Source organism: Erwinia sp. E602 (assembly GCF_018141005.1).
Taxonomy (GTDB): Bacteria; Pseudomonadota; Gammaproteobacteria; order Enterobacterales; family Enterobacteriaceae; genus Erwinia.
In genome coordinates, this window is the sequence record NZ_CP046582.1 from 2,864,603 (window position 1) to 2,890,533 (window position 25,931).

Annotated in this window: 21 protein-coding genes; 7 read left to right on the forward strand and 14 right to left on the reverse strand. The window is 60.9% G+C overall.

The genetic code is table 11. The annotated features are described in order from the left end of the window. Window positions 1–49: 49 nt before the first annotated feature. Together efeU and putP are read right to left on the reverse strand one after the other, a co-directional pair. Window positions 50–883: an iron uptake transporter permease EfeU gene (gene efeU, locus GKQ23_RS14635; protein ID WP_212408638.1), complete on the reverse strand. Its 834-nt coding sequence runs from the start codon at window positions 881–883 to the stop codon at window positions 50–52. Window positions 884–1,190: 307 nt separating this feature from the next. Continuing rightward, on the reverse strand, window positions 1,191–2,672 hold the full coding sequence (gene putP, locus GKQ23_RS14640) for a sodium/proline symporter PutP (RefSeq protein WP_212408639.1): 1,482 nt from the start codon (window positions 2,670–2,672) through the stop codon (window positions 1,191–1,193). A 422-nt stretch (window positions 2,673–3,094) separates the two neighbouring features. Here putP and putA point away from each other — a divergent pair, with 422 nt between their 5' ends. Beyond that, window positions 3,095–7,039: a trifunctional transcriptional regulator/proline dehydrogenase/L-glutamate gamma-semialdehyde dehydrogenase gene (gene putA, locus GKQ23_RS14645; RefSeq protein WP_212408640.1), complete on the forward strand. Its 3,945-nt coding sequence runs from the start codon at window positions 3,095–3,097 to the stop codon at window positions 7,037–7,039. A 99-nt stretch (window positions 7,040–7,138) separates the two neighbouring features. Here putA and GKQ23_RS14650 read toward each other — a convergent pair whose 3' ends face one another. The 7 genes from GKQ23_RS14650 to GKQ23_RS14675 all read right to left on the reverse strand — a co-directional run bounded on the left by GKQ23_RS14650 (window position 7,139) and on the right by GKQ23_RS14675 (window position 12,588). After that, window positions 7,139–8,176, reverse strand: coding sequence for a 2Fe-2S iron-sulfur cluster-binding protein (locus tag GKQ23_RS14650; RefSeq protein WP_212408641.1), 1,038 nt, complete (start codon window positions 8,174–8,176; stop codon window positions 7,139–7,141). Further along, complete coding sequence (antB, locus tag GKQ23_RS14655; protein ID WP_249168413.1) at window positions 8,169–8,678, reverse strand: anthranilate 1,2-dioxygenase small subunit; 510 nt, start codon at window positions 8,676–8,678, stop codon at window positions 8,169–8,171. Before antB ends, GKQ23_RS14650 begins: the two co-directional genes overlap by 8 nt. After that, window positions 8,671–9,411 carry a hypothetical protein gene (locus tag GKQ23_RS23935; RefSeq protein WP_249168414.1) on the reverse strand — a complete coding sequence of 247 codons (741 nt, stop codon included), beginning with the start codon at window positions 9,409–9,411 and terminating at the stop codon, window positions 8,671–8,673. The genes antB and GKQ23_RS23935 overlap by 8 nt, the downstream gene beginning before the upstream one ends. A gap of 45 nt (window positions 9,412–9,456) precedes the next feature. After that, a complete protein-coding gene (locus GKQ23_RS23940) occupies window positions 9,457–10,080 on the reverse strand; it encodes a Rieske 2Fe-2S domain-containing protein (RefSeq protein WP_249168415.1) in 624 nt (207 codons plus the stop codon). A gap of 67 nt (window positions 10,081–10,147) precedes the next feature. After that, window positions 10,148–11,068, reverse strand: a complete 921-nt coding sequence (gene catA / locus GKQ23_RS14665) for a catechol 1,2-dioxygenase (protein WP_212408642.1) — start codon at window positions 11,066–11,068, stop codon at window positions 10,148–10,150. Between the two features lie 90 nt (window positions 11,069–11,158). Next, window positions 11,159–11,449 carry a muconolactone Delta-isomerase gene (catC, locus tag GKQ23_RS14670; RefSeq protein ID WP_212408643.1) on the reverse strand — a complete coding sequence of 97 codons (291 nt, stop codon included), beginning with the start codon at window positions 11,447–11,449 and terminating at the stop codon, window positions 11,159–11,161. Window positions 11,450–11,475: 26 nt separating this feature from the next. Beyond that, a complete protein-coding gene (locus GKQ23_RS14675) occupies window positions 11,476–12,588 on the reverse strand; it encodes a muconate/chloromuconate family cycloisomerase (protein ID WP_212408644.1) in 1,113 nt (370 codons plus the stop codon). A 112-nt stretch (window positions 12,589–12,700) separates the two neighbouring features. Between GKQ23_RS14675 and GKQ23_RS14680 the strand changes: the two genes are divergently transcribed. From GKQ23_RS14680 to pcaD, 5 genes are all read left to right on the forward strand, one after another. Beyond that, the gene (locus GKQ23_RS14680) at window positions 12,701–13,645 is read left to right on the forward strand and encodes a LysR family transcriptional regulator (protein ID WP_212408645.1); all 945 of its coding nucleotides are present in this window, start codon (window positions 12,701–12,703) and stop codon (window positions 13,643–13,645) included. Window positions 13,646–13,834: 189 nt separating this feature from the next. Continuing rightward, window positions 13,835–14,521, forward strand: coding sequence for a 3-oxoacid CoA-transferase subunit A (locus GKQ23_RS14685; protein WP_212408646.1), 687 nt, complete (start codon window positions 13,835–13,837; stop codon window positions 14,519–14,521). 13 nt (window positions 14,522–14,534) lie between these two features. After that, on the forward strand, window positions 14,535–15,200 hold the full coding sequence (locus GKQ23_RS14690) for a 3-oxoacid CoA-transferase subunit B (RefSeq protein WP_212408647.1): 666 nt from the start codon (window positions 14,535–14,537) through the stop codon (window positions 15,198–15,200). Beyond that, window positions 15,193–16,395 (forward strand): 3-oxoadipyl-CoA thiolase, encoded by a 1,203-nt coding sequence (gene pcaF / locus GKQ23_RS14695; RefSeq protein WP_212408648.1) that lies wholly within the window; start codon window positions 15,193–15,195, stop codon window positions 16,393–16,395. Before GKQ23_RS14690 ends, pcaF begins: the two co-directional genes overlap by 8 nt. A gap of 1 nt (window position 16,396) precedes the next feature. Next, window positions 16,397–17,152, forward strand: coding sequence for a 3-oxoadipate enol-lactonase (gene pcaD, locus GKQ23_RS14700; protein WP_056234157.1), 756 nt, complete (start codon window positions 16,397–16,399; stop codon window positions 17,150–17,152). Here pcaD and GKQ23_RS14705 read toward each other — a convergent pair. The 5 genes from GKQ23_RS14705 to GKQ23_RS14725 form a co-directional block, all read right to left on the reverse strand. Next, entirely contained in the window at window positions 17,142–18,131 is a 990-nt protein-coding gene (locus tag GKQ23_RS14705; RefSeq protein WP_056234160.1) for a D-cysteine desulfhydrase, read from the reverse strand. The genes pcaD and GKQ23_RS14705 overlap by 11 nt on opposite strands. A 136-nt stretch (window positions 18,132–18,267) precedes the next feature. Next, window positions 18,268–18,771, reverse strand: coding sequence for a flagella biosynthesis regulatory protein FliZ (fliZ, locus tag GKQ23_RS14710; protein WP_056234163.1), 504 nt, complete (start codon window positions 18,769–18,771; stop codon window positions 18,268–18,270). 42 nt (window positions 18,772–18,813) lie between these two features. Then, the gene (locus GKQ23_RS14715; protein WP_101506652.1) at window positions 18,814–19,536 is read right to left on the reverse strand and encodes an RNA polymerase sigma factor FliA; all 723 of its coding nucleotides are present in this window, start codon (window positions 19,534–19,536) and stop codon (window positions 18,814–18,816) included. Window positions 19,537–19,695: 159 nt separating this feature from the next. Next, entirely contained in the window at window positions 19,696–22,995 is a 3,300-nt protein-coding gene (locus tag GKQ23_RS14720) for a glycosyltransferase family 41 protein (protein WP_212408649.1), read from the reverse strand. 208 nt (window positions 22,996–23,203) lie between these two features. Then, complete coding sequence (locus GKQ23_RS14725) at window positions 23,204–24,097, reverse strand: flagellin (RefSeq protein ID WP_101506654.1); 894 nt, start codon at window positions 24,095–24,097, stop codon at window positions 23,204–23,206. Between the two features lie 382 nt (window positions 24,098–24,479). On the opposite strand from GKQ23_RS14725, the gene fliD reads away from it, so the two are divergent. Next, window positions 24,480–25,925, forward strand: coding sequence for a flagellar filament capping protein FliD (gene fliD / locus GKQ23_RS14730; RefSeq protein ID WP_101506655.1), 1,446 nt, complete (start codon window positions 24,480–24,482; stop codon window positions 25,923–25,925). Window positions 25,926–25,931 lie beyond the last annotated feature (6 nt).

Here is a 25,931-nt window from a genome sequence, read left to right on the forward strand (position 1 = left end):
GTAAATCCCTGTCTGTTATGTGAGCCCGGCGCGGCTGCGCCGGAAGAACTTAGCGCGCCGTGCGCGCCGGGTTAACCGCAGAGCGCGCTGGCAGCATAAACAGCAGCAGCGCCGGAATCAGGTAGGCAAGCCACACCGCCACTTCGCTGACGCTCGGCGCTTCCTGGTAGCCGAGCATGCCCTCCAGCAGCGTGCCGAACACCGAGTGGGTGGAGAGATGGTTGCTGAAATCAAAGGCCACGTCCTGGAAGTGGTTCCACAGGCCCGCCTCGTGGAAAGCGCGAATGGCGCCGGCCGCCAGACCGGCCGCCACGAAAATAATAAACAGGCTGGTCCATTTGAAGAACGCGGCCAGGTTAAGGCGCACGCCGCCCCAGTAAATCAGCATGCCGAGCACCACGGCGGTGGCAAGACCGAGCATTGCCCCCAGCGGCGGCGCGTAGCCGACATCCTGCTGGAAGGCGGCCAGCAGGAAGAACACCGACTCGAGGCCTTCACGCGCTACGGCCAGGAACACCATCATCACCAGCGCCCAGCCGCTGCTGTTGCCCTTATTCAGGGCGCTGTCCACCGCGTCTTCCAGCTGGGCCTTGACGTTGCGGGAGACTTTACGCATCCAGAACACCATCCAGGTGAGGATCACCACCGCCACCACCGCGACACCGCCCTCAAACAGCTCCTGCTCTTTTTGCGGGAACTCACCGGTGGTTTCATTAATAAACCAACCCAGCGCCAGGCACAGTACGGCCGCCACCACCACGCCGACCCACATTGCGCCGAACCAGCGGCTGCGCTGGGTGCGCTTCAGGTAGCTGGCAATCAGGCTGACGATCAGCGCGGCTTCCAGCCCTTCACGCAGCATAATCAGAAACGGGACAAACATGCGGGTAACCTCAAACTGTGAAATTAAGTCAGGTGCGGTAAAGAAAAGTAAAATCAGAACGATATCGATTATCATTATCGGCCTGCACAATTACAAGATGGCGGTGGGATATTTCGCAGGTCCGTGACGGCAGAATGATTAAGCAATTGTAACGCGGGGCAACTATGCGCTCAGAAACCAGGCGGGATGCCCAGCGCTATCGCTGAAATTTGAGGGCGACCTCTAAAGATATCAGGGAGGTGTTGAGGGGGATGCGTTGCTGAGTGCTGAAGAGGCTGCCGGGCTGGGTGCCCGGCAGCAACAGGTATTACGAGCGGTATTCGGCTTCGGCCGCGTCAAAGCGCTGTTGCGCGGCGACTGACGGGGCTTTGCCCAGCAGGCTGAACAGCACAATCGCGATACTGGCGAACAGGAAGCCTGGAATGATCTCGTACAGATCCAGCCAGCCGTACTGCTTCCAGATCAGCACGGTGGCCGCGCCGATCACCATACCGGCCAGCGCGCCGTTGCGGGTCATGCGTTTCCACAGCAGCGAGATCAGCACCACCGGTCCGAAGGCGGCACCGAAGCCGGCCCAGGCGTAGCTGACCAGGCCAAGCACGCGGCTGTCCGGGTTAGCAGCCAGTGCGATAGCGATCACCGCCACCAGCAGCACCATCAGCCGTCCGACCCATACCAGCTCTTTCTGGCTGGCGTTTTTACGCAGGAAGTTCTTGTACAGATCTTCGGTCAGCGCGCTGGAGCAGACCAGCAGCTGGCAGCTCAGCGTCGACATCACCGCCGCCAGAATCGCCGACAGCAGGATACCGGCAATCCACGGGTTAAACAGGATATGCGTCAGCTCGATAAAGATCCGCTCGGCGTTGTTGTTCACCCCGGCCGCAACGGAGGGGTTATTTTCAAAGTAAGCGATACCAAAGAAGCCCACCGCCACCGCGCCGCCGAGGCACAGTATCATCCACGCCATGCCGATGCGGCGCGCGGTGCGGATGGAACGGTGGGAATCGGCGGCCATAAAGCGCGCCAGGATGTGCGGCTGACCAAAGTAGCCCAGCCCCCAGCCCAGCAGCGAGATAATCGCCACAAAGTTGAGGTTCTTCAGCATATCGATATTCTCGATGCTCTTCGCCTCAATCACCTGCAGCGAGTCGCTGATGCCGCCGACGGCAAAAATTACCATCACCGGGGTCAGAATCAGCGCGAAGATCATCAGGCTGGCCTGCACGGTATCGGTCCAGCTGACCGCGAGGAAGCCGCCGATAAAGGTGTAGGCGATGGTCGCCGCGGCGCCGGCCCACAGGGCGCTTTCGTAGCTCATGCCGAAGGTGCTTTCAAACAGGCGCGCGCCCGCCACCACGCCGGAGGCGCAGTAGATGGTGAAGAACACCAGAATGATCAGCGCTGAAATGACCCGCAGCAGTTTGCTGCTGTCCTCAAAGCGGCTGGAGAAGTAGTCAGGCAGGGTCAGCGCATTGTCATGGTGCTCGGTCTGCACGCGCAGGCGCCCGGCGACGATTTTCCAGTTCAGGTACGCGCCCAGGGTCAGGCCGATGGCGATCCAGCTCTCCGAAATACCGGAGATAAAGATCGCCCCCGGCAGGCCCATCAGCAGCCAGCCGCTCATATCAGAAGCACCGGCGGAGAGCGCGGTGACCACGCTGCCGAGGCTGCGGCCGCCGAGGATGTAGTCGTCAAAGTTTTTCGTTGAGCGGTAGGCGATAAAGCCGATCAACACCATCCCAAGAATATAAACGCAAAATGTCACCATCATTGGCGTACTTACAGTCATTCAGGTTCTCCACTTATTATCAGTATCCCCAGCCTCTGCGCTGCGCGGGCCGGAACGTAGCGGACGCAGCGGGCCGGTGCTGAGGGGGCGGTATCCTGCCGTAAACGGTTACGACGCACAAACGATTTAACACATCGCCGTCGGGCATTCACCAGGAAGTTGTTGCTTTCTTGTTACAGGTTGCACCCGATCACACTTCTGCGGGTTGCACCTTAACATAACCCTACTATCACCAGGCTTTACGCGGCTTCTCAACTGGCAGGGATTTTGCAGCAATAAGCGTGCCGTATTGCTAAAACGGCCTGAAATTCGGTTTTTACACGTTGAGATCCGGGTCACACTTAACGAGGTTGCACAAAGTTGCAACATCAGTGATATTGCTGTCAACGAACGGTTATCTCTTTAATGCAGGAGCAGCAGGCATGGGAACGACAACGATGGGCGTCAAGCTGGATGACGCCACGCGCGAACGGATTAAGCAGGCGGCGGCACAGATCGACCGCACCCCGCACTGGCTGATTAAACAGGCTATTTTCAACTACCTGCAGCAGCTGGAGCAGGGAAACAGCCAGCCGGAGCTGGCGGCGCCGGACGCCCCGGCGGAGGGTGACGAACCGCTGCAGGAGCAGCCGCACCAGCCGTTCCTCGACTTTGCGGAGCACATTCTGCCGCAGTCGGTGGCCCGCGCTGCCATTACCTCAGCCTGGCGCCGCCCGGAGCAGGAAGCGGTACCGATGCTGCTTGAGCAGGCGCGCCTGCCTGCCCCACAGGCCGAAGCCACCCACAAGCTGGCTTATCAGCTGGCCGACCGCCTGCGGCACCAGAAAGGTGCAGGCGGACGCGCCGGCGTGGTGCAAAACCTGCTGCAGGAGTTCTCCCTCTCCTCACAGGAGGGCGTGGCGCTGATGTGTCTGGCCGAAGCGCTGCTGCGTATTCCTGATAAACCAACCCGCGATGCGCTGATCCGCGACAAAATCAGCAACGGCAACTGGCAGTCGCACCTTGGCCGCAGCCCGTCGCTGTTTGTGAACGCCGCCACCTGGGGGCTGCTGTTCACCGGCAGGCTGGTATCGACCCATAACGAGGCCAGCCTCTCCACCTCGCTGAACCGCATTATCGGCAAGAGCGGCGAGCCGCTGATCCGCAAAGGCGTCGATATGGCGATGCGGCTGATGGGTGAACAGTTCGTTACCGGCGAAACCATCGCCGAAGCGCTGGCCAACGCCCGCAAGCTGGAGGAGAAAGGCTTCCGCTACTCCTACGATATGCTCGGGGAAGCGGCGCTGACGGAGAAAGACGCTAAAGCCTACCTGCTCTCCTACCAGCAGGCGATTCACGCCATCGGTAAGGCCTCCAACGGCCGCGGCATCTATGAAGGGCCGGGCATTTCGATCAAGCTGTCGGCGCTGCACCCGCGCTACAGCCGCGCGCAGTACGATCGGGTGATGGACGAGCTCTACCCGGTGCTGAAGTCGCTGACCCTGCTGGCGCGCTCGTACGACATCGGCATCAATATCGATGCCGAAGAGGCCGACCGCCTCGAGCTGTCGCTCGATCTGCTGGAAAAACTGTGCTTTGAACCGGAGCTGGAGGGCTGGAACGGCATCGGCTTCGTGATTCAGGCCTATATGAAACGCTGCCCGATGGTGATCGACTACCTGACCGACCTGGCACAGCGCAGCCGCCGCCGCCTGATGATCCGCCTGGTGAAAGGGGCCTACTGGGACAGCGAAATCAAGCGCGCCCAGGTCGACGGGCTGGAGGGTTATCCGGTCTACACCCGCAAGGTGTACACCGATATCTCCTACCTCGCCTGCGCCCGCAAGCTGCTGGCGGTGCCGAACCTGATCTACCCGCAGTTTGCCACCCACAATGCCCATACGCTGGCGGCCATTTATCAGCTGGCGGGCAACAACTACTACCCCGGTCAGTATGAGTTCCAGTGCCTGCACGGCATGGGCGAACCGCTGTACGAGCAGGTGGTGGGCAAAATCGCCGACGGCAAGCTTAACCGCCCGTGCCGCATCTATGCGCCGGTGGGCACCCATGAAACGCTGCTGGCGTACCTGGTGCGCCGCCTGCTGGAGAACGGTGCCAACACCTCCTTTGTTAACCGCATTGCCGACGCCACCCTGCCGCTGGACGAGCTGGTAGCCGACCCGGTTGTCGCCGTAGAAAAACTGGCGGCGACCGAAGGCGCGCTGGGCCTGCCGCATCCGAAGATCCCGCTGCCGCGTGAGCTGTACGGTGAACAGCGGCAGAACTCCGCCGGGCTGGATCTGGCCAACGAGCACCGCCTGGCGTCGCTGTCCAGCGCGCTGCTGAGCAGCGCCAGCCAGCGCTGGCAGGCCGCGCCGCTGATTGACGCGCCGCTGGCAGAGGGAGAAAGTCAGCCGGTGCTCAACCCGGCGGAACCGGCTGATATTGTGGGCTACGTGCGCCATGCCAGCGAAGAGGAGGTTTCTGCCGCGCTGGATGCCGCCGTCAGCGCCGGCCCGATCTGGTTTGCCACCCCGCCGCAGGAGCGCGCCGCCATTCTGCAGCGCGCGGCGGTGATGATGGAGGGCCAGCTGCAGCAGCTGATCGGGCTGCTGGTGCGTGAAGCCGGTAAAACCTTCAGCAACGCCATTGCCGAAGTGCGCGAGGCGGTGGATTTCCTGCACTATTACGCCGGGCAGGTCCGCGATGACTTCGATAATGAGACCCACCGCCCGCTGGGTCCGGTGGTGTGCATCAGCCCGTGGAACTTCCCGCTCGCCATCTTCAGCGGGCAGATTGCCGCCGCGCTGGCCGCCGGCAACAGCGTGCTGGCGAAACCGGCGGAACAGACCCCGCTGATCGCCGCCCAGGCGGTGGCGATCCTGCACGAGGCCGGCGTGCCGAAAGGCGTGCTGCAGCTGCTGCCGGGCAACGGTGAAACCGTCGGCGCGCAGCTGACCGGCGATGCGCGGGTCCGCGGCGTGATGTTTACCGGCTCGACCGCCGTCGCCACCCTGCTGCAGCGCAGCATTGCCGGCCGCCTCGATCCGCAGGGCCGTCCGACGCCGCTGGTCGCCGAAACCGGCGGGATGAATGCGATGATCGTTGACTCCTCGGCGCTGACCGAACAGGTGGTCACCGACATCGTCGCCTCGGCCTTCGACAGCGCCGGACAGCGCTGTTCCGCCCTGCGTCTGCTCTGTATTCAGGAAGACGTGGCGGAGCATACCCTGCAGATGCTGCGCGGCGCGATGGCCGAATGCCGCATGGGCAACCCGGAACGCCTGTCGACCGATATCGGCCCGGTGATCGACGCCGAGGCCAAAGCCAGTATCGACCAGCATATCCAGGCGATGCGCAGCAAAGGCTTTACCGTGTTCCAGAGCGCGCAGCAGCGGGCAGAAGACAGCCGCGAGTGGCGCAACGGCACCTTTGTGCTGCCAACGCTGATTGAGCTGGACAACGTGGCCGACCTGACCCGCGAAGTGTTCGGCCCGGTGCTGCACGTGGTGCGCTTCAGCCGCGCGACGCTGCCGCAGGTGGTTGAGCAGATCAACGCCGCCGGCTACGGCCTGACGCTGGGCATCCATACCCGCATCGATGAAACCATTCATCAGGTGACGCAGAAAGCTCAGGTAGGCAACCTCTACGTAAACCGTAATATGGTCGGTGCGGTGGTTGGCGTGCAGCCGTTCGGCGGCGAAGGCCTGTCCGGCACCGGTCCGAAGGCCGGTGGTCCGCTGTACCTCTACCGCCTGCTGGCCTCAAGGCCGGACGGTGCGCTGGCGGTCACGCTGGATCGTCAGGATCGCCAGCTGCCGCTGGATGCGCGGCTGCGGCCGGTGCTGCAGGCCGCGCACCAGGCGCTGAGCGAGTGGGCGGCAGGCCGCCCTGAGCTGGCCGCCTGCTGCAGCCGCTTTGCCGAACTGGCGCAGGGCGGCACCGTGCGGCTGCTGCCGGGCCCGACCGGCGAACGCAACACCTTCACCCTGCTGCCGCGCGAGCGGGTACTGTGCCTGGCGGACAGCGAGCAGGATGCGCTGGTGCAGCTGGCGGCGGTCACCGCCGTCGGCAGCCGTGCGCTGTGGCCGGACGACGAGCTGCACCGTGGCCTGTGGCAGCAGCTGCCTGCCGCCGTACAGCAGCGGGTGGACGTTTCTGCTCAGCCTGTCAGCGCGGAGTATGACGCGGTGATCTATCACGGCGATGCCGACCAGCTGCGCACCCTGTGTGAAGCGGTGGCGGCGCGCGAAGGCGCGATTGTTTCGGTGCAGGGCTTTGCCCGCGGCGAGACCAATCTGCTGCTGGAGCGCCTGCTGCTGGAGCGTTCGCTGAGCGTCAACACCGCCGCCGCGGGCGGTAACGCCAGCCTGATGACCATCGGTTAAGGCAACACCGCGGACGAGTAAGGGGCGATAATATTATCGCCCCTTTTTTTATCGTCACATGCAGATTCTGGCGATACAACCGCCAGCCCAGCCAACAGGCTAACTCGCCTTAAAGGGTTCGAACCACAGCTGATGTTCTGCCACCGGATTCGCCTTCAGCCAGCTGCAGGTGGCCTCGACCATCGCCGGTGGCCCGTACAGGTAGGCATCAAACGGCTGTTGCAGCGCATCGGCTTCCAGCACCGCCGTAATCCGCCCGCGCCTGCCGGCCCAGCCCGCGTCCGGCCGTGAGACCACCACCTCGTAGCGGAAATCGGCCAGCCGCTGCGTCAGTTCATCCAGCTGCGCCAGGCTGCTGATATCCGCGACCTCGCTGACGCAGTACCAGAGCCTTACCGGCTGCGGGCAGCCGCCGCTGGCCAGGCTCTCCAGCATGCTCAGCAGCGGCGACAGCCCGGTGCCGCCGGCGATCAGCAGCAGAGGGCGTGTCACCTCGCGCAGATAAAATGTGCCGAACGGCGCGGTAAAGGTGATCGGGTCCCCCGGCCGGCAGCGCTGACGCAGATAGTCACTCATGGCCCCCTGCGGCAGCAGACGGATAAGAAAGCGCACCGGCGCACCGGCCGCTGGCGCGCTGGCCCATGAGAATGCGCGGCTCTCTTCGCTGCCCGGCACCTGAATTCGTGCGTACTGGCCGGGCAGGTAGTGCAGCTCGGGCTGGCCTGCATCCAGCACGATCGCCAGCGTCGCCACCCGATCGCCCTCAATGCTGACTGCGCTGACCTGGCCAGAGTAACGCTGCTGGCTGATGTTGCATACGCCGGAGTCAACGTCAAAGAAGAAGGTGCAGGCCGAGGTCAGCCCGGTCTGGCAGGCCAGCATATCGCCCTGCTGCCGCTCGCTCTCGCTTAACGCATCCTCATCGACGTACTCCATCTCAAAGCTGCCCGATTCGCAGCGCCCGCGACAGGTAGCGCAGACCCCTTCCCGACAGTCCAGCGGCAGCTGAACGCCGCAGCGCAGGGCAGCGTCCAGCAGCTTCTCCCCTGGCTGCACCTGGAAACGGCGCGTCAGCCCGTCACGAAAAATCAGCGTCGCCTGATGGCCTGGCATCGTCACTCGCGCGCCCTCAGACATGATAGAAATCGAGCACGGAGTCGATCCTGTCATTCAGCAGCAGCACATGCTTGCGGGCGATCTTCCATCCACCCTGCTGCTCGCGCAGACGATAGCTGGCGCGGCCAAAAAAGTGCTGGCTCTGACCGAAACGGTAGTGGTGGGTCACCCAGTTGGCCGACGCCTCCAGCTCCCCCGCCGCCGCTGGCTGGCAGCACACGTTATCGATCAGATGCAGCGTGCGCGGCATCGGCGTACAGGCGGACGACTTACCGGTGCGAATGCGGTAGACGCGATCCTCCAGCCCGGCGCGGCTGGCGTAGTAAATCAGCGACATTTCACGCTGCGGGTCCTGGGTGTACTCATGTTCACTGCACCACTGCGGGATATGAAACTCGGTGTCCTCGGTAAAAAAATCCAGGTAGCGATCCCACTGCTGGCGATCGCAGGCGTCAGAAAGCTGGTACAGCAGCTGTTCCACCGCCCACTGCTGTTGCTGCATCCCGGTGCGGATCTCAGACATGACTCTCCTCCTTTTTCTCTGCGGCGTACTGCGCAATTTTGTTCTCCAGCCCCTTCAGCATCATTCCCTGCCAGGCGCGGTATTGATTGACGTACAGCCCTTCGTGAGTCAGCTCGGTGCCGGTCATCACCGGTTTAATATTCAACACTTTACTGTTGTGGGTTTCGCCATATTGCCAGTGCTGATGCCCGCGCGAGATATCACTCCACGGCGCGATGCGGGCTTCAAATCCGCGCTGCTGTTCACGAAACTCCACCAGGTCATCCGGCGTGCCCATTCCGGTGACGTTGAAAAAATCCTCAAACTGGCGGATACGCCCTTCACGATCGCGGTCCGACTCACCCCTGACTCCGAGGCACAGGCTGACGATCTCAGTTTTATTCCAGGCCACCGGGCGGATAATGCGCAGCTGGGTGCTGATCTGATCGATAAAGAACAGGCTGGGGTAAATATTCAGGTTCCGCAGGCGGTGCATATTCCACCGCGCCCGCTCCGGCGGGTACTGGCTGAGCAGCCGCTGCATAATGCCGTCATAGCCGGGGCGCACGTCGGCCGCATTCGGCATGTCGCTGAACAGCACGCCGTGGCCGTGATGGAAGCTGAACCAGCCGTCGTCGGTATCCGCGTCGCCGGCCCCCAGCTTGCTGTAGTCGAGCGTGCTGCCGCCCTGTCCGGGCCGGGCGCTGTCCAGCTCGTGGCGGTGCGCCACGGTGGAGACGTAGTTATAGTGCACGGTGCTGACGTGGTAGCCGTCCAGGCCGTTCTCGTTCTGCAGCTTCTAGTTGGCGGGATAGCTGTAGGAGGAGATGCCGGGCAGCACCTCCAGCTCACCGGTTGCCGACTGCTCCACCATCAGGTCAAAGAACAGCGCGGCATCGCCGAGAAAATCGGTCAGGCCAAGCGTGGATTCGGTATCCAGGCTGATAAAGACAAAACCACGATAGCTGGCAATACGTGCCGGCTTCAGGCCCAGCTGCTGTTTGTCAAAATCGCTGCCGTATTCCGCCGGTCCTTTGACCTTGGCCAGTTTCCCGTCCGATTTGTAGCACCAGGCGTGGAATGGACAGGTAAAAGTGCTCTGGTTGCCGTGGCCTACCCGGGTCAGGGTGGTGCCGCGATGCTGGCAGGTGTTGGACAGCGCGTGCAGCTCTCCCTTGCCATCGCGGGTGATAATCATCGGCTGCCGCCCGGCCTGCAGGGTAATAAAGTCATGCGGCTGCGGGATCTGGCTTTCGTGGCAGGCAAATATCCACTGCTTCTCGAAAATCAGCTCCATCTCCAGATCGAACAACTCGCGATCGGTAAACAACGTGCGGGCGAGTCGGTACACGCCCTCTTCCGGCCGAAAATCCAGACCGCGTTCAATCTTTTTCTGCCAGTTGCGTAGCGTTTGTGTGCTCATGGGAGGTGCTCCTGCAGAGTGGGGAGTGAATGAAACTGCCCCCGAAACGGGGGCAGGCCAGCGACCATCAGGCACGGGCGCGCTGACGTTCAACCTCACTGCCCGGTAGTGTTGAACGCTCCTGGTACAGCGTGAAATCAAAGTCGATCGATGAGAAGGGTTTACTCAGGCCGTGGGTTTTTAACTGCTGCGCATCGCTGATTTTTTTCACTGCCGGCACCAGCCCGTCGCGGCTGGCAAAGGCAAAGTCATCCCACAGGTACTCATCACCGTCGATGTTGATCTGGGTGGTGAGCATGCGGTAGCCGGGCGCGCTGACAAAGAAGTGAACATGTGCCGGGCGGCGGCCGTGGCGGCCCAGCTGGTTCAGCAGCTGCTGCACCGGTCCCTCCGGCGGGCAGCCGTAGCCGCAGGGCATCGTACTGCGGAACTGATAGCAGCCCTCTGCGTCGGCGATGAGGGTGCGGCGCAGGTTAAACGCCGGCTGGCTCTTGTCGAAAAAAGAGTAGTTACCGAGGCTGTTGGCGTGCCATACCTCAACCTGCGCCCCCGGTAGCGGTTTACCGTGCTCATCACGCACCGTACCCTGCATCATCAGCACCTCGGCTTTACCGTCCTCCGAACCGTCATCCAGCCTGGCAACCCCCTGACATACCGGTGCACCGGCGACATACAGCGGGCCTTCAATGGTGCGCGGCGTGCCGCCCTGCAGCCCGGCGCGGGCGTCGGCTTCGTCGGCACGGATGTCAATAAAACGCTCCAGACCCAGCCCGGCGGCCAGCAGCCCCATTTCGTGGGCGATACCGGTATCTGCCAGGTACTCCAGCCCTTTCCAGATTTCGTTTGGCTGCAGGTCAAGGTCTTCAATTGCTTTAAACAGGTCGCCCAGCAGGCGCACGGTGACCTGCTGTACGCGCGGATTCACTTTCCCCCTGGCCGTTTTAATTAAAAAATCGTCGATCAGTTGGTCAATTTGTCGGTTATTCATCACATTGCTCCCGGTAGGGTTTGTTGTTATCGATCGGGGCCCGTGACGCCGCCCCGATCGGTTCAGGACACAAGTCTGTGGGGGTCTGGGTCAGCGATCGTCTGCATGAATTGATGAGGGATGACGGCACAGCGGCGTCACCTGCAGCGTCATCCACGGGAACAGCGGCAGTTCGGAGAGCAGCTGATGAAGCTGTTCAACGCTGTCGACGTCAAACAGGCTGACGTTGGCATACTGCCCGGCGATGCGCCAAAGATGGCGCCACTGACCGCTGGCCTGCAGCGCCTGCGCCTGCGCTTTTTCCCGCGCCTTCAGCGCGCGCGCTTCCGGCTCAGGCATGGAGGCGGGCAGACTGACGTCCATTCGTACGTGAAACAGCATGGTCTTTACTCCTCGGTGTAGCGGCTTTAGCGGCGGCGGAGTGCGGCCACTTTGTCTTGATCCAGGCCGATCCCCAGGCCAGGGCCGTCCGGCACCTGCAACATAAAATCGCGGTAGACCAGCGGCCCGGTGAGGATCTCTTCGGTCAGCAGCAGCGGGCCAAACAGCTCGGTGCCAAAATGAAGGTCGCTGAAGGTGGCGCAGAGATGGGCGGTAGCGGCGGTACCAATCGCCCCCTCCAGCATGGTGCCGCCGTACAGGGCGATCCCGGACAGCTGAGCCATCTCCGCCACCTGGCGTGCCGCCGTCAGCCCACCGGACTGGGTGATTTTGATCGAGAAGACGTCCGCGGCCCCCTGAACGGCCAGCGCCAGCGCGTCCTGCGGGCCTTTCAGCGCCTCATCCGCCATGATGGCGACGCTAAAACGCCGGGTCAGCCGTGCCAGCCCGGCCAGGTTATGCGCCGCGATCGGCTGTTCAACGGCGTCAATGCCGCCGGCTTCCAGCGCGGCAATGCCGCGTTCGGCCTGCCGTTCATCCCACGCCTGATTGACGTCGACCCGCACGCTGACCGTATCGTCCAGCGCGCGCCTGACCGCCAGCACGTGCGCCACGTCCTCCTGCACCTCGCGCCGGCCGATTTTCAGTTTGAAGATGCGATGACGGCGCAGATCGAGCATTTTTTGCGCTTCGGCAATATCCTGCGCGGTATCGCCACTGGCCAGCGTCCAGGCGACCGGCAGCGCGTCGTGCTGCCGTCCGCCGAGCAGTTCGCTGAGCGGTATGCCCAGCCGCTGGGCCTGCGCGTCCAGCAGTGCGGTTTCAATGGCACATTTGGCGAAACGGTTGCCCTGCACCGAGCGGCCGATCTGCGCCATCAGCAGCGAAACCCGGCGTGCGTCCTGCCCCACCAGCAGCGGTGCCATCCAGCGGTCGATGTTGGCTTTGATGCTTTCCGGGCTCTCTTCGCCGTAGCTGAGGCCGCCGATGGTGGTGGCTTCGCCCCACCCCTCGATACCGTCTTCACTCACGATGCGCACCAGCACCAGGCTTTGTACATTCAGAGTGACCATGGCTAAACGGTGTGGTCGCACCGCCGGAACGTCCAGAATCAGGGTTTCTACGATATTGATCTTCATAGTTTTAAGGTATACAGCCTGGAGAATGAGTCGTGGCTAAGACCCTATACCTCATAAGCTACGGTCGTCTAACACCGTTCAAGTATCGTTTTGATACCCAGGAGGTATTGCTATGGAACTGCGCCACCTGCGCTACTTTGTCGCCGTTGCCGAAGAGCGTAACTTCAACCGCGCCGCCCGACGCCTGCATATCAGCCAGCCGCCGCTCAGCCGCCAGATCCAGCAGCTGGAGGGCGAACTGGGGGTAACGCTGTTTGAACGCGGCTGCCGCCCGCTGGAACTGACCGACGCCGGGCGTTTTTTCTTCGGCCACGCGCAGCAGTTTCTGGCGCGCAGCGTGGAGCTGAAAACCATGACCCGCCGTATCGGCCAGCTGGAGCGCAGGCTGTCGGTGGGGTTTGTCGCTTCCACGCTGTACGGGCTGATACCGCAGCTGATACGCCGCTTTCGCCAGCAGTCTCCTGAGGTAGCGATTACCCTGCTGGAGATGTCGACCACGGAGCAGCTGCAGGCGCTGAAAGAGGGAGAGATCGATATCGGTTTTGGCCGTATTCGCTCTGAGGATGCCAGCATTCGCCGGGTGATCCTGCGTGAGGAACCGCTGATGGTGGCGGTCGCTGCCGATCATCCGCTGTGCGCCTGCTCCCCGGTAACCCTGAGCATGCTGCATGCGGAAACGCTGCTGGTCTACCCGCAGATGCCGCGCCCCAGCTTTGCCGACCAGGTACTGGCCATTTTTCGTGAACGGCGTCTGACGCCACAACGGGTGGTTGAAGTCCGTGAGTTGCAGGTCACGCTGGGGCTGGTGGCCGCCGGTGAAGGGGTGGCGCTGGTACCAGAGTGTCTGCGCAGCCTGCAGCGTCAGGACGTGCGCTATTTACCGCTGCAGGGGGCACAGCTGGTCTCACCGATCATCATGAGTACCCGCCTGCTGGATGAGTCAGCCGATATCCGTCTGCTGGAGAGCATGATTTATCAACTCTATGCCGAACAGGGGGTCTCACCAACGGAAAACACACCCGCTGAAACAGCTAACGAACTGATAAATCATCAATAAAATGATAACCAACCTCAATTATTCACATTTAATGCGGGATATTCCGCCTGTTCAGTTGCCTGGATCACACTTTTCGCGGCAATAACACGATACGCCCCAGAATCCCCGGAAACCGGCGGGGCAGCCCCTTGTTGCTGTATTCATCCTCTCCTAATTTAGGCCCGACGATGCCAGCACTCAGGAGGAGCAATGATCAATAAATATCTGCCGTCAGCCGGGGATGCCGTGGCTGACATTGGGGAGGGTGCCACGGTGATGATCGGTGGCTTCGGTCCGGCCGGCCTGCCCTATACGCTGGTCGAGGCGCTGATCCGCCAGCGCCCGCGCGACTTAACGGTAATCAACAATAACGCCGGTAACGGCGACGCTGGCCTGGCCGCGCTGCTCAAGGCCGGCTGCGTTCGCAAAATGATCTGTTCATTCCCACGCCAGAGCGATTCATGGGTATTTGATGACCTGTACCGGCGCGGCGTGGTGGAGCTGGAGCTGGTGCCGCAGGGCAATCTGGTGGCGAGGATCCAGGCGGGCGGCAGCGGTCTTGGCGGTATCTTTACCCCGACCGGCTACGGCACCGAACTGAGCGCCGGCAAAGAAATCCGGGAAATCGAGGGCCGCCACTATGTGTTCGAACTACCGCTAAAGGCCGACTTTGCGCTGATCAAAGCGCAGCGTGCCGACCGCTGGGGCAACCTGGTGTACCGCAAGGCGGCGCGCAATTTCGGCCCGATTATGGCAATGGCGGCCACCTGCACCATCGCGGAAGTTGAGCAGCGGGTGGCGCTGGGCGATCTGAACCCGGAAGTGGTGGTGACGCCGGGCATTTTTGTCCAGCGGGTGGTTGAAGTTCCGCATCATTTATCACGCGCAACCGCGTAAAGGAGCAGCAGAGATGGATTTTACCCGACTCAGCCACGATGCGCTGGCGGCACGCATCGCACAGGATATTCCCGACGGTGCGTACGTCAATCTGGGCATCGGCCTGCCCACCAGAATTGTCAATTTCCTGCCGGCCAACAAAGATATTTTCCTGCATAGCGAAAACGGCCTGCTGGGGATGGGGCCGGCACCGGAGCCTGGTCGCGAAGACCCCGAGCTGATTAACGCCGGCAAGCAGCCGGTGACCCTGCTGCCGGGCGGCTGCTTTTTCCACCACGGTGACTCGTTCGCCATGATGCGCGGCGGCCATCTTGATATCTGCGTGCTGGGGGCCTATCAGGTCTCTGAACGGGGCGACCTGGCCAACTGGAGCACCGGCCAGCCGGGTGCCATTCCGGCGGTCGGCGGCGCGATGGATCTGGCTATCGGCGCGCGGCGGGTGCTGGTGATGACCGAACATCTGACGCGCGGCGGCGAGTGCAAGATCGTGCCGCACTGCAGCTACCCGCTGACCGGCATTGCCTGCATCCACCGCATCTACAGCGATCTGGCGGTGATCGACGTCACGCCTGCCGGGCTGGTGGTGCGTGAACTCCTTGGCGACATCAGTGAAGAACAGCTGCAACAGGTCACCCCGGTGGCGCTGACCTTTGCCCTGCAGGAGCACGCTTATGAATAACGTCTTCGTCTGTGACGCCGTGCGCACGCCGTTCGGCAGAATTAACGGCAGCCTTTCCGGGGTACGCGCCGATGACCTGGCCGCCGCCCCGCTGAAAGCCCTGCTGCAGCGTTATCCCCGCATTGACTGGGCGCGGCTGGATGATGTGATCTACGGCTGCGCCAATCAGGCCGGAGAGGATAACCGCAACGTAGGGAGGATGGCGCTGCTGCTGGCCGGGCTGCCGACCTCCGTCCCCGGCAGCACGGTTAACCGGCTGTGTGGCTCCAGCCTCGACGCGGTGGCGATCGCCGCACGCACCATTAAAAGTGGTGAGAGTGGGCTGATGATCGCCGGCGGCGTCGAGCAGATGACCCGCGCCCCCTACGTCGTCGGCAAGGCCGATAAAGCCTTTAGCCGGCAGATGAAGCTGGAAGATACCACCATGGGCTGGCGGCTGATCAACCCGCTGATGAAAAGCCTGTATGGCGTCGAGTCGATGCCGCAAACCGCCGAGAACCTGGCGCAGCGGCTGACCATCAGCCGCGAGGATCAGGACGCCTATGCCCTGCGCAGCCAGCAGCGAACCGCGCGCGCGCAGCAGAGCGGTTTTTATGCCTCTCAGCTGGTGCCGGTATCGCTGCCGCAAAAGAGCGGCGAGCCGCTGCTGTTTGCAACCGACGAACACCCGCGCGCCACCTCGCCGGAGGCGCTGGCTAAGCTGAAACCGGTGGTCACTCCGCAGGGCACGGTGACGGCGGGCAACGCCTCCGGGCTTAACGACGGTGCCTGCGCCCTGCTGCTGGCCGGCGAGCGCGCGATGGCCGATAACGGCCTGCAGCCCGTGGTGCGCATCGTGGCCAGCGCGGTCGCCGGCGTTGAGCCGACCGTTATGGGGCTGGGCCCGGTGCCGGCGGTGCACAAGGTACTGGCGCTGAGCGGGCTGACGCTGGCACAGATGGACGTCTTCGAGCTCAATGAGGCGTTTGCCGCGCAGGTGCTGGCGGTGACCCGCACCCTCGGGCTGGCGGACGATGCCGCTGAGGTTAACCCCAACGGCGGCGCGATTGCGCTCGGCCACCCGCTGGGTGCCTCCGGCGGCAGGCTGGTGATGAACGCCGCCTGGCAGTTGCAGAATACCGGCGGTCGCTACGGGCTGTGCGCCATGTGCATCGGCGTCGGCCAGGGGATCGCGATGATTATAGAGAGGGTATGAGATGACGATTGACTACCGGCTGGAAGGGGCGCACGACGCCCCGCTGCTGGTGTTGTCCAACTCGCTGGGCACCACCTGGGATCTGTGGCAGCCGCAGATCGCTACCCTGATCACCCATTTCCGCGTGCTGCGTTACAACCCGCGCGGCCACGGCCACAGCCCGCTGCCGGGCCAGGTACTGACCCTGGCGCGGCTGGGCCAGGACGTGGTCGACCTGCTGGACGAGCTGGGGGTGGAACAGGCCAGTTTTTGCGGCATTTCAATGGGCGGCCTGACCGGGCTGTGGCTGGCCCGTTACCATCCGCAGCGCTTCCGGCGCATGGTGGTAGCGAATACCGCCGCGCGCATCGGCAGCGCCGAAGGCTGGCAGCAGCGAGCGCACCAGGTGCTCGACGAGGGGCTGGGTCAGGTGGCGGCCGGTGCCGCCGCCCGCTGGTTCACGCCGGACTTCCTCGCCGCCGCCCCGCCGCAGGCCGGCCGGCTGATCAGACAGCTGGCCAACAGTAATGTGGCCGGCTATGCCGCCTGCTGCGGGGCGCTGGCCACCGCCGATCTGCGCAAAGAGGTCAGGCGGATCCTGCTGCCGCTGCTGGTGATCGCCGGCGAACAGGATCCGGTGACCACCGTTGAAGATGCGCGCTGGCTGCAGAGCCAGATCGCCGGTGCCGAGCTGGCCGTGCTGCCGGCCTCGCACCTCTCCAACGTGGCCTGCCCGCAGACCTTCAGCAACGCGGTCTGCCAGTTTCTTACCCGCTGAACGGGTGGTAGGCAAACAGCGCCGGCGCGCCGCCGGTGTGGACAAACGCCAGCGGCCCCTGACGGCGGAAGCGGTTCTGCGCCACGCCGTCAATCAGCCCGGCCATCGCCTTGCCGGTGTAAACCGGGTCCAGGAAAATCCCTTCCAGCCGCGCCAGCAGCTTAATGGCTTCGATTCCCTCTTCGTTCGGTTCGCCGTAACGCGGGCCATAGTACTCATCCCACAGGGTAATCGGCGCGGTGCTGTTCAGCTCAAGCGACTGTGCCAGCTGCTGGCGAATGCTCTCGACCTTCGGCAACTGTTCGGCTACCCGGCGTGAGACGGTCACCCCCACCAGCTCGGTCTGCGGCAACAGCTGCTCCAGACCCACCGCCAGCCCGGCGTGGGTACCGGCGCTGCCGGAGGCGACCACCACCGCGGCAAAGTCCACCACGCCTTCGCTCTGGTGGGCGATCTCCTGCGCGCACTCCACGTAACCCAGCGCGCCCAGCGCGTTAGAGCCGCCGACCGGCACGCAGTAGGGGCGAAAGCCCTGCGCTTCCAGCAGGGTGGCCTGCTCTTCCAGCTGGGCGGTGGGATTGTGCAGCGCGTCGACCAGCACGATTTCGCAGTCCATCAGCTCCAGCAGCAGGCGGTTGCCGTTGCCGAGGTAGTTTTCTGCGGTAGTGGCGATCGGATTTTCCAGCAGCGCCACGCACTTCAGCCCCAGTTTCGCCGCCACCGCCGCCGTCTGGCGCACGTGATTCGACTGGATGGCGCCGGCGGTCAGCAGCACGTCGGCCCCGTTGCGTAACGCATCCGCCGCCAGGAACTCCAGCTTGCGCAGCTTATTGCCGCCCAGCGCCACCGGCGTCAGGTCATCACGCTTGATAAAGATATCGCGGCCAAGGTAGTCGGAAAAACGCGGCAGATGCTCAAGCGGCGTGGGCGCGCCCAGCAGTTCAACGCGGGGGAAATTAACCAGATTATGTAAGGACAACGCGGCCTCCGGGAGAGGGGATCAGATGATAGCGTACAGTGTTGCAGAAGATGCGGCGGCGGTCATTATCGAATTGGCATAACTTAGTGCGGCGTTGTGCCGGGGCAGGCTCCCCGGCCACAACGGTCATCGGCTATCAGGCGCGCTGCCAGCCGAGGAACTGGTCATATTTGCGCAGGGCGATGCGGTAGTTGTTATTCCCGGCATCCGGCAGACTGTTTTCCAGGCATTCGTGGCAGCTGCGGCCGCGCAGGCGTTCGGCAGGGAAACCCTGGGCCGACAGCATATCGTCGAGACGACGCAGGCGAACAACATATTCGCGAATGGTGCTGTGGCTCATTTCGGTCTGCTCAAACAGGTACTGTTTAAACGCCATAATATCAAAGTAAGTCGGATGGGTATTACAGTAAATATCGCTGCAGAAGCGGCACAGCGCCGTCAGCTCACTCTGCAGTTTGCACCAGACCTGATCGTCGATCGGCTGGTCCATGCGGGCAATCGCCTCTTTATTAATTATCTGACCACGAAACACCAGTGCCATGCGATCCAGTACCTTATCGCAGTGCGAGCAGTTGCTCTGGCTGTGCTTATAGTCCTTCAGATAGCGACTTAACGGCCTTGTTCTTAATTTCGTTGCCATTACGTATTCCCGGTTAATATTGAAAGTGCAAAACTGACTCCGTCAGCGCGCTCCCGTTAACCGGGCGCGCAGGCGTTTAATCGCCTGACTGTGCAGCTGGCTGACGCGGGACTCGCCCACTTCCAGCACGGCGCCAATCTCTTTCAGGTTCAGCTCTTCCTGGTAATAGAGCGTCAGCACCATCTTCTCGCGTTCGGGCAGGGCCTCGATCGCTTCGATGACGCGTTCACGCAGGTTCCCTTCCAGCAGCTGGTGCAGCGGGTTAGCCTGTTCATGGCCGTCGGTGACCAGTTCCGCGCTGTCGCCGTGCTCCTCACGATATTCGTCATAGGAGAACAGCTGGCTGTTGTTGGTATCCAGCAGGATCTGCCGGTACTCCTCCAGCGGCACGTCCAGCTGGGCAGCGACTTCCTGCTCGCTGGCCGGGCGGCCAAGGACCTGTTCAACCTGATGCATCGCCGCCGCCACTTCGCGGGCGTTGCGTCGCACGCTGCGCGGTGCCCAGTCGCGGCTGCGCAGCTCGTCGAGCATCGCCCCGCGAATGCGCTGTACGGCGTAGGTGGTAAAGGCCGTACCCTGCAGCGCGTCGTAGCGCTCAACCGCATTCAGCAGGCCGATGCCGCCGGCCTGCAGCAGGTCATCCAGCTCCACGCTGGCCGGCAACCGCACCTGCAGGCGCAGCGCTTCATGGCGTACCAGCGGAACGTATCGCTGCCACAGCGAATGCTTGTCCATCACCCCATCGGCGGTATAGAGATCGTTCACTCTGACTACCTTGCGTTATGTAAGTTATCGGCAAGATTATCGGTTTCTGTAGGGGAAATTGATTGGTGGAATAGCGGTGCAAAAGAGGGGTTATTCTGTTAGCTGACGAGGACATGCGGTGAGGGAGCCCGCTGCGGGCTCCCGGTAAGGGCTAACGGCTTAAGCCGGGATAAATTTAAATTTCTCCAACAGCTTTTCGAGCTTAACGACATCAATCTGTGGCTTCAGGGTAAATACGCCTGCCGTTTCCGCTTTATCCACCACATTGAGGAACTCCAGCACCACGTGGTAGTCAGGGCGGTCCCAGAAATCATGAATAAAGATCTGCGTCACGGCGTTATTCCTGCGGGTGGCCAGCGTGTGTTTAATCGCATTCAGGGTACAGGCGACGCGGAAACGCCCGTCAACCAGAATCAGATCAAACCACCGCTGATGTTGCAGAATCGCCTCGCTGTAGAGCGGGAATTGCTGCTGATGGCTGGCATCCACCGGATAGCCCCACTCTTTGGTCGGCCCGATATCGACGTAATCGACCTTACACAGCGGACCGGCCTCTTTTGCCAGCGTGTCGACCCAGAATTTGTCACTCTCCACGCCGTAGACGGTGACGTTATTGCGCGTCGCCAGCTTGGTCGAACCGCCGCTGCCAAACTCATAATAGGCGCTGCTCTGAGTAATGCAGCGCTCAAACAGCGCGGTTTCCGCCGCTGACATACGCGGCATTTCCGGGATGATGTTTACCGGGGCTGGCACAGCGGCAGGCGACGAGGCCGGCGGCGCGGTATCGTGGAAGTCACCGAGATAGGCCTCGGCACGTGCAGTCGAGCTGACCTGCAGCACCTGATACGCCACGTCACGCAGCTGATAACCGGCGTGCAGGATAAACGCCAGCTTCTCGCGCTGCTCCACGCTCATGGCCGCAATACGCTCTGCGGTGGGAACAAACAGCAGGCGCGTCGCCACCATCTGCGAAGAGGCCAGCGTGCTGCCGTCCGCCAGCGGCAGCGCAGCGCCCTGCTCTGTCGCGGCAACGCTGTGGAAGCGGAAGCCGTAGCCGGCCAGCGCCGCCTCCAGCTGGCTGAAGGACATCTGGCCGGCGTGGGTGTTGGCAAAGGTATAATGTACGCTGACAAACAGGCAGCCGGTTAACAGCCGCGAACCGTGCTCGAAGACCGGTTGCAGATTCAGCGTATTGCTGATTTCAAACCACTCGAGGCGATCGAGTCCGTTAATCTCATCCAGCCTGCTCGACGGCACCTTCAGTTCGGTAATCACCTTCTGGCCCGCCCAGGCCTCATCCCCCTGTTCGCCGCCGATGGCGGGCAGATCGCTGCTGTAACGCGAATCAAGGCACAGATAGAGCGGAGCCTCCTGGCCGTCACCCAGCAGGTGCAGTTTGATATGCTGCAGGGATTTCTTACGCAGCGGCAGATGTTGCGGCTCCACCACACCGACCGGATCCATAATCACCGCGTGAACCGCATCGGTGGCGACCAGGTCGATAAACGCAGCAGCGCGGCTGAACTGGCCGCCGTAGTCCATCATCAGCACCTTGCCGGAGAGCTGGAACTCAAAGGTATCCGCCTGGCCGGGCTGGGTCAGCTTCTGTGATTCCATCACCGGCGGATGCTGCAGCGTCACCGGCTGCCCGTCGTCGAGGAAGTAAGGTGCGCCCTCTTCCTGCAGCGTCAGCGCCGCCGGTGCTTTACCTTCGCAGTAGCGCTGCCAGATCGCCCGCATGGCGTCCGAGAAGTGTCTGGCAAAGCGCTGCCCGTCGCACACCGGCGAAGCCAGCAGAATATCGCGCAGATGCTGGCGAATCACCGCCAGGCTGGTGAGATCGCGGGTGATGCCAACGGTAATATCGATGTACTGCTGCCAGCTGTCGGCCACCAGCTCCGGCATGCCGGCATTGACCAGGTGAGAAGCGGAGTGACGTCCGGCAAACGTTGGCCCTGGCAGGGTCACCACCGGCACGCCCATCGCCATCGCTTCACAGGTGGTCAGGCCGCCGGAGTACGGCCACGGGTCGAGCGCGATGTCCACCCGGTTATAGCTGTCCAGCAGCTCACGGTGCGGCGAGGAACCTTCCAGCAGCACCCGCTCACGCGCCACCCCGTGGCGTTCCAGCGTGCTCAGCACCCGCTCGCAAAGCGTTGGGTTTTTAAAGTTAAAGCTTTTCAGGAACAGGCGGGAGTCCGGCACGCTGTTCAGTATGATCGCCCACTGCTCCAGCAGAGTATCGTTAATCTTGGCGGCGTTATTAAAACAGCCAAAGGTGATATAGCCGTTTTCCGTTACCGGACCGGCGCTCAGCGGCGGCAGGTAGTGCGGCGGATCGTAACAAATATAGTCACCGGGCAGACGGATCAGTTTTTCACTGTACAGGTGGTCGACGCCCTCAGGTGTTTCAATACCGTCGCTTAACAGATAGTCCATGCCCTCAAGGCCGGTACTGCTGATCAGCCCGCCAACCCATTTAATCTGTAACGGCGCGGGCTGCTGCTGTAACGTCAGCATCCGACTGTTTGCATTATAGCCACAGAGGTCGAAAAGAATATCTATCTCATCGTCACGAATTAATCCGTCAACCGCATTATCCGACAGCCCGTCAATCACCTGCCATTTTTTAGCAATGCGCTGAATACGGTAGGTAATATGGTCTTCGATGTGGTTAGTGCTGTAGGCATAAAGCTCAATCTGTGAATCCGGAATATGTGATAAACCCAGGGTGATCATATTCCCGACCGGGTGCGAGCGAAACCCTTCTGAAATCATGCCAATACGTAACGGTTTATCGGCTGTCCGATTCTTCGCCACCGCACGTTTAATTGTACGAGACGGGCGAAATACCTGCTGCCATTGCTGGCAAATATCCAGAATGGATTCAGGTGTAGCAGCCGGGTTATAGTGCGATCCGACAATGCGGTTAAACCAGGAAGAGGGGTTATCAGAGGAGAGCTGGCAGCTTTGCTGATAGGCGGCATCCATTTTATCGAATTCGGCCAAATCCTGGTAAATCATACCGAGGTTGCTCCAGTTACGCCAGTTGGTCGGGTCTTCCCGGGTCAGCTGGGTATACTCCTCTATCGACTGTTCATACTTTTTCTGCTTTTGCAGGATCGTCGCCCGCAGGGTGCGCAATGGCCGTGATTCATCATCGTTTACCCGACCGATCGCCTCCGCAAGGAATATTTCTGCCTCATCAAAACGTTCGCGGACGTATAACAGGTTAGCCTTAGCGTAAAGCGCTTCGCTGTAATCAGGGGTCAGCGTCAGGGCTTTTTCAACCGCTTCCTCAGCGTCAAAATATTTACCCAGTTTTTCCCAGGTGCGTGAGGCAACCACCCAGACCAGACTGTTATGCGCATTTTTTTTCAGCAGCGGCGTAACAATGGCTAACGACTCCTGCGGCTTTTCACTCAGTATTTCCATCGCGCGCCGAAGTTGCGCAGCCACGGCGGGGTCGGTTGCAGGGGGGGTAGAGAGAGCAGAACCAGAGGTGGACTTCTTCATAGGGCCATTTACCTTGATAAGTTTCGCTGTACGTCAGAGGCCGTGCCCCGCCATACCGCCACGATATTACCAGTGTAAATAACGCAAAAAAAAATAACGGGTATAATACCCGCTATTTTTTATGCTAATTAAAGGGATTGCTAAGCGGCAATTACTGCAGCAGAGACAGCACGCCCTGTGGAACCTGGTTAGCCTTGGTCAGTACTGAAGTACCGGCCTGCTGCAGGATCTGCGCGCGGCTCATGTTAGACACTTCGGTCGCGTAATCCGCGTCTTCGATACGGCTCTTAGCAGCGGTGATGTTGGTGATGGTGCTGCTCAGGTTGTTAACGGTAGATTCGAAACGGTTCTGGCTGGCACCCAGGCTGCTACGCAGTGAGTCAACGTCAGAAATCGCTTTATCCAGAGCAGACAGCAGGTTGGAATCAACTGTAGCTTTAGCTTCGCCAGTAGTGGTCGCGGCAGTATAAGTTTTCAGGATACCAACACCCGATGCAGCACCAGTAGATGCTTCAGTGATGGCAGTGAAACCTGCTGCTGTAAACAGTGTGGAAGAATCGATTTTCTTCAGTGAAATGCCGATGGTTTCTTTATCCTGCGCACCAACCTGAATGTTCAGAGTCTGAGCGGTAGCCAGTACTTTGATGCCGTTGAAGCTGGTTTGTTTGGAGACACGGTCAATTTCTTTAACGCGGTCAACGATTTCGTTGTTGATTGACACCAGGTCATCAGCAGAGTTACTACCGTTGTTCGCCTGTACGGTCAGTTCACGGATACGCTGTAAGTTGGTGTTGATCTCGTTCAGTGCGCCTTCAGTAGTCTGAGCGATGGAGATACCGTCGTTGGCATTACGGGAAGCCTGAGTCAGACCTTTAACCTGAGAAGTCATACGGTTAGCAATCGCCTGGCCCGCTGCATCGTCTTTTGCGCTGTTGATACGCAGACCAGATGACAGACGCTCAATCGCTGAGCCCAGGGAAGACTGTGACTTGTTCAGATTGTTCTGAGTAGTCAGGGACATAATGTTGGTATTGATAACGGCCATAGTGTTTTCCTTAAATCAGTTAGGTTTTGGGCTGAGCCTTACACGCTCACGGCGTCTCTCACCGTCATGAATGTTATCGGTTGAGTTTTTCCTAACTTTAGAAAAAAAGGAAAAATCACAAAAAACCACTGATAAATAAAGCTTTTATGTTTGATTGCTTCACAAGAAACCGCCATAACGCACAAAATACCCATCGTTAACGCTTATTGATGGTGCAGATAAGCGACCAATTAAGAGTATTCTTATCATACACCTGGCTATCAGGCTAATTACCCCTATATCCCTGCTTTATTCTTCTTATCAGTTTTTCTCCACATTGATTAAACTTCTGCCCACGATGGCCGATATAACTCTGGTACATCTCATAAACTGAGGATTAACGATGGCGAGTATCAGTAGCCTTGGGGTAGGCACCACCCTTCAGTTGGATACCCTCTATACCAACCTGGAAACTGCTGAAAACAGCAAGCTGACAACGATCACCAAGCAGCAGACCAGCTATAATTCGCAGCTTACCGCTTACAGCAAGCTGCAAAGCTCAATGACCGCCCTGCAGACCGCGACCGCGGCGCTGGCGAAAGCCAGCACCTTTAGCGCCTCCAGCGTCACCAGCACCAATACCGCCTTCGCCGCCACCACCGATGCGAACGCCACCGTTGGTGATTACAGCGTTTACGTTGAGCAGGTAGCCAAGGCGCAGTCGCTGATTTCAGGATCTATTGCCAGCAAAACCAGCCAGCTGGGCGACAGCGCCAGCGGCACGCGCACGCTGACCATCACCCAGCCCGGCACCACCAAGCCGCTGGAAATCACCCTGAGCAACAGCCAGACCACGCTGACCGGCATTGCCGATGCGATTAACAAAAGCGCCGGTAACGTCAGTGCCACCATTATTACCGCCAGCAACGGCGACCACCGCCTGATGCTGAGCTCCAAGACTACCGGCACCGACGGCGATATTACCCTGAGCGTTACCGGCGACAGCACCCTGCAGGGGGTGATTGGCTATGACGCTACCGCCACCGGCACGCAGAATATGTCGGTACAGACGGCTTCGCAGAACGCCAAACTCAGCGTTAACGGCGTTGCTATGGAGCGCAGCAGCAACACCATCAGCGATGCGCTGACCGGTGTGACCTTCAACCTGAAGGCCGCCAGCACCAGCGCCTCGGGTGAAACCCTCAGCGTGACGCGTTCGGTCGACAGCACCACCACCGCGGTCAAAGCCTGGGTTACCGCCTACAACAGCCTGCAGTCCACCATCGCCTCGGTCACCAAATACACCGCGGTCGACGCCGGTGAAGATCAGTCCAGCAGCAACGGCGTACTGCTCGGTGACAGTACGGTGCGCACTATTCAGACCCGCCTGGCCGGGATGCTGAGCAACGTACAGAGCGGCTCTTACGCGGTGCTTTCGCAGCTGGGGATCACCACCAACCCGACCAAGCAGGCGGACGGTTCAGTCGGTGCGCTGAGCATTGATGACACCAAGTTAACCGCCGCGCTGACCAATAACCCGCAGGCGGTCAGCGATTTCTTCGTTGGCGACGGTACGAAGACCGGCTTTGCCACCCAGATGGGCAGCACGCTGACCGATATGCTCAGCACCAGTTCCGGCAAAGAGGGCATTATCAAAAATGCTCAGGACGGCATCAACGCCACCCTGAAAGATCTCGACAAGCGCTACACCGCGATGGAGGCCAGCATTGAAGTGACCATGGCGCGCTATAAATCCCAGTTTACTAACCTCAGTAAATTAGTGAACTCGCTGACCAACACGTCTAACTATCTGACGCAGCAGTTTGAATCGTCCTCCTCTTCAAGCTAAGACGAA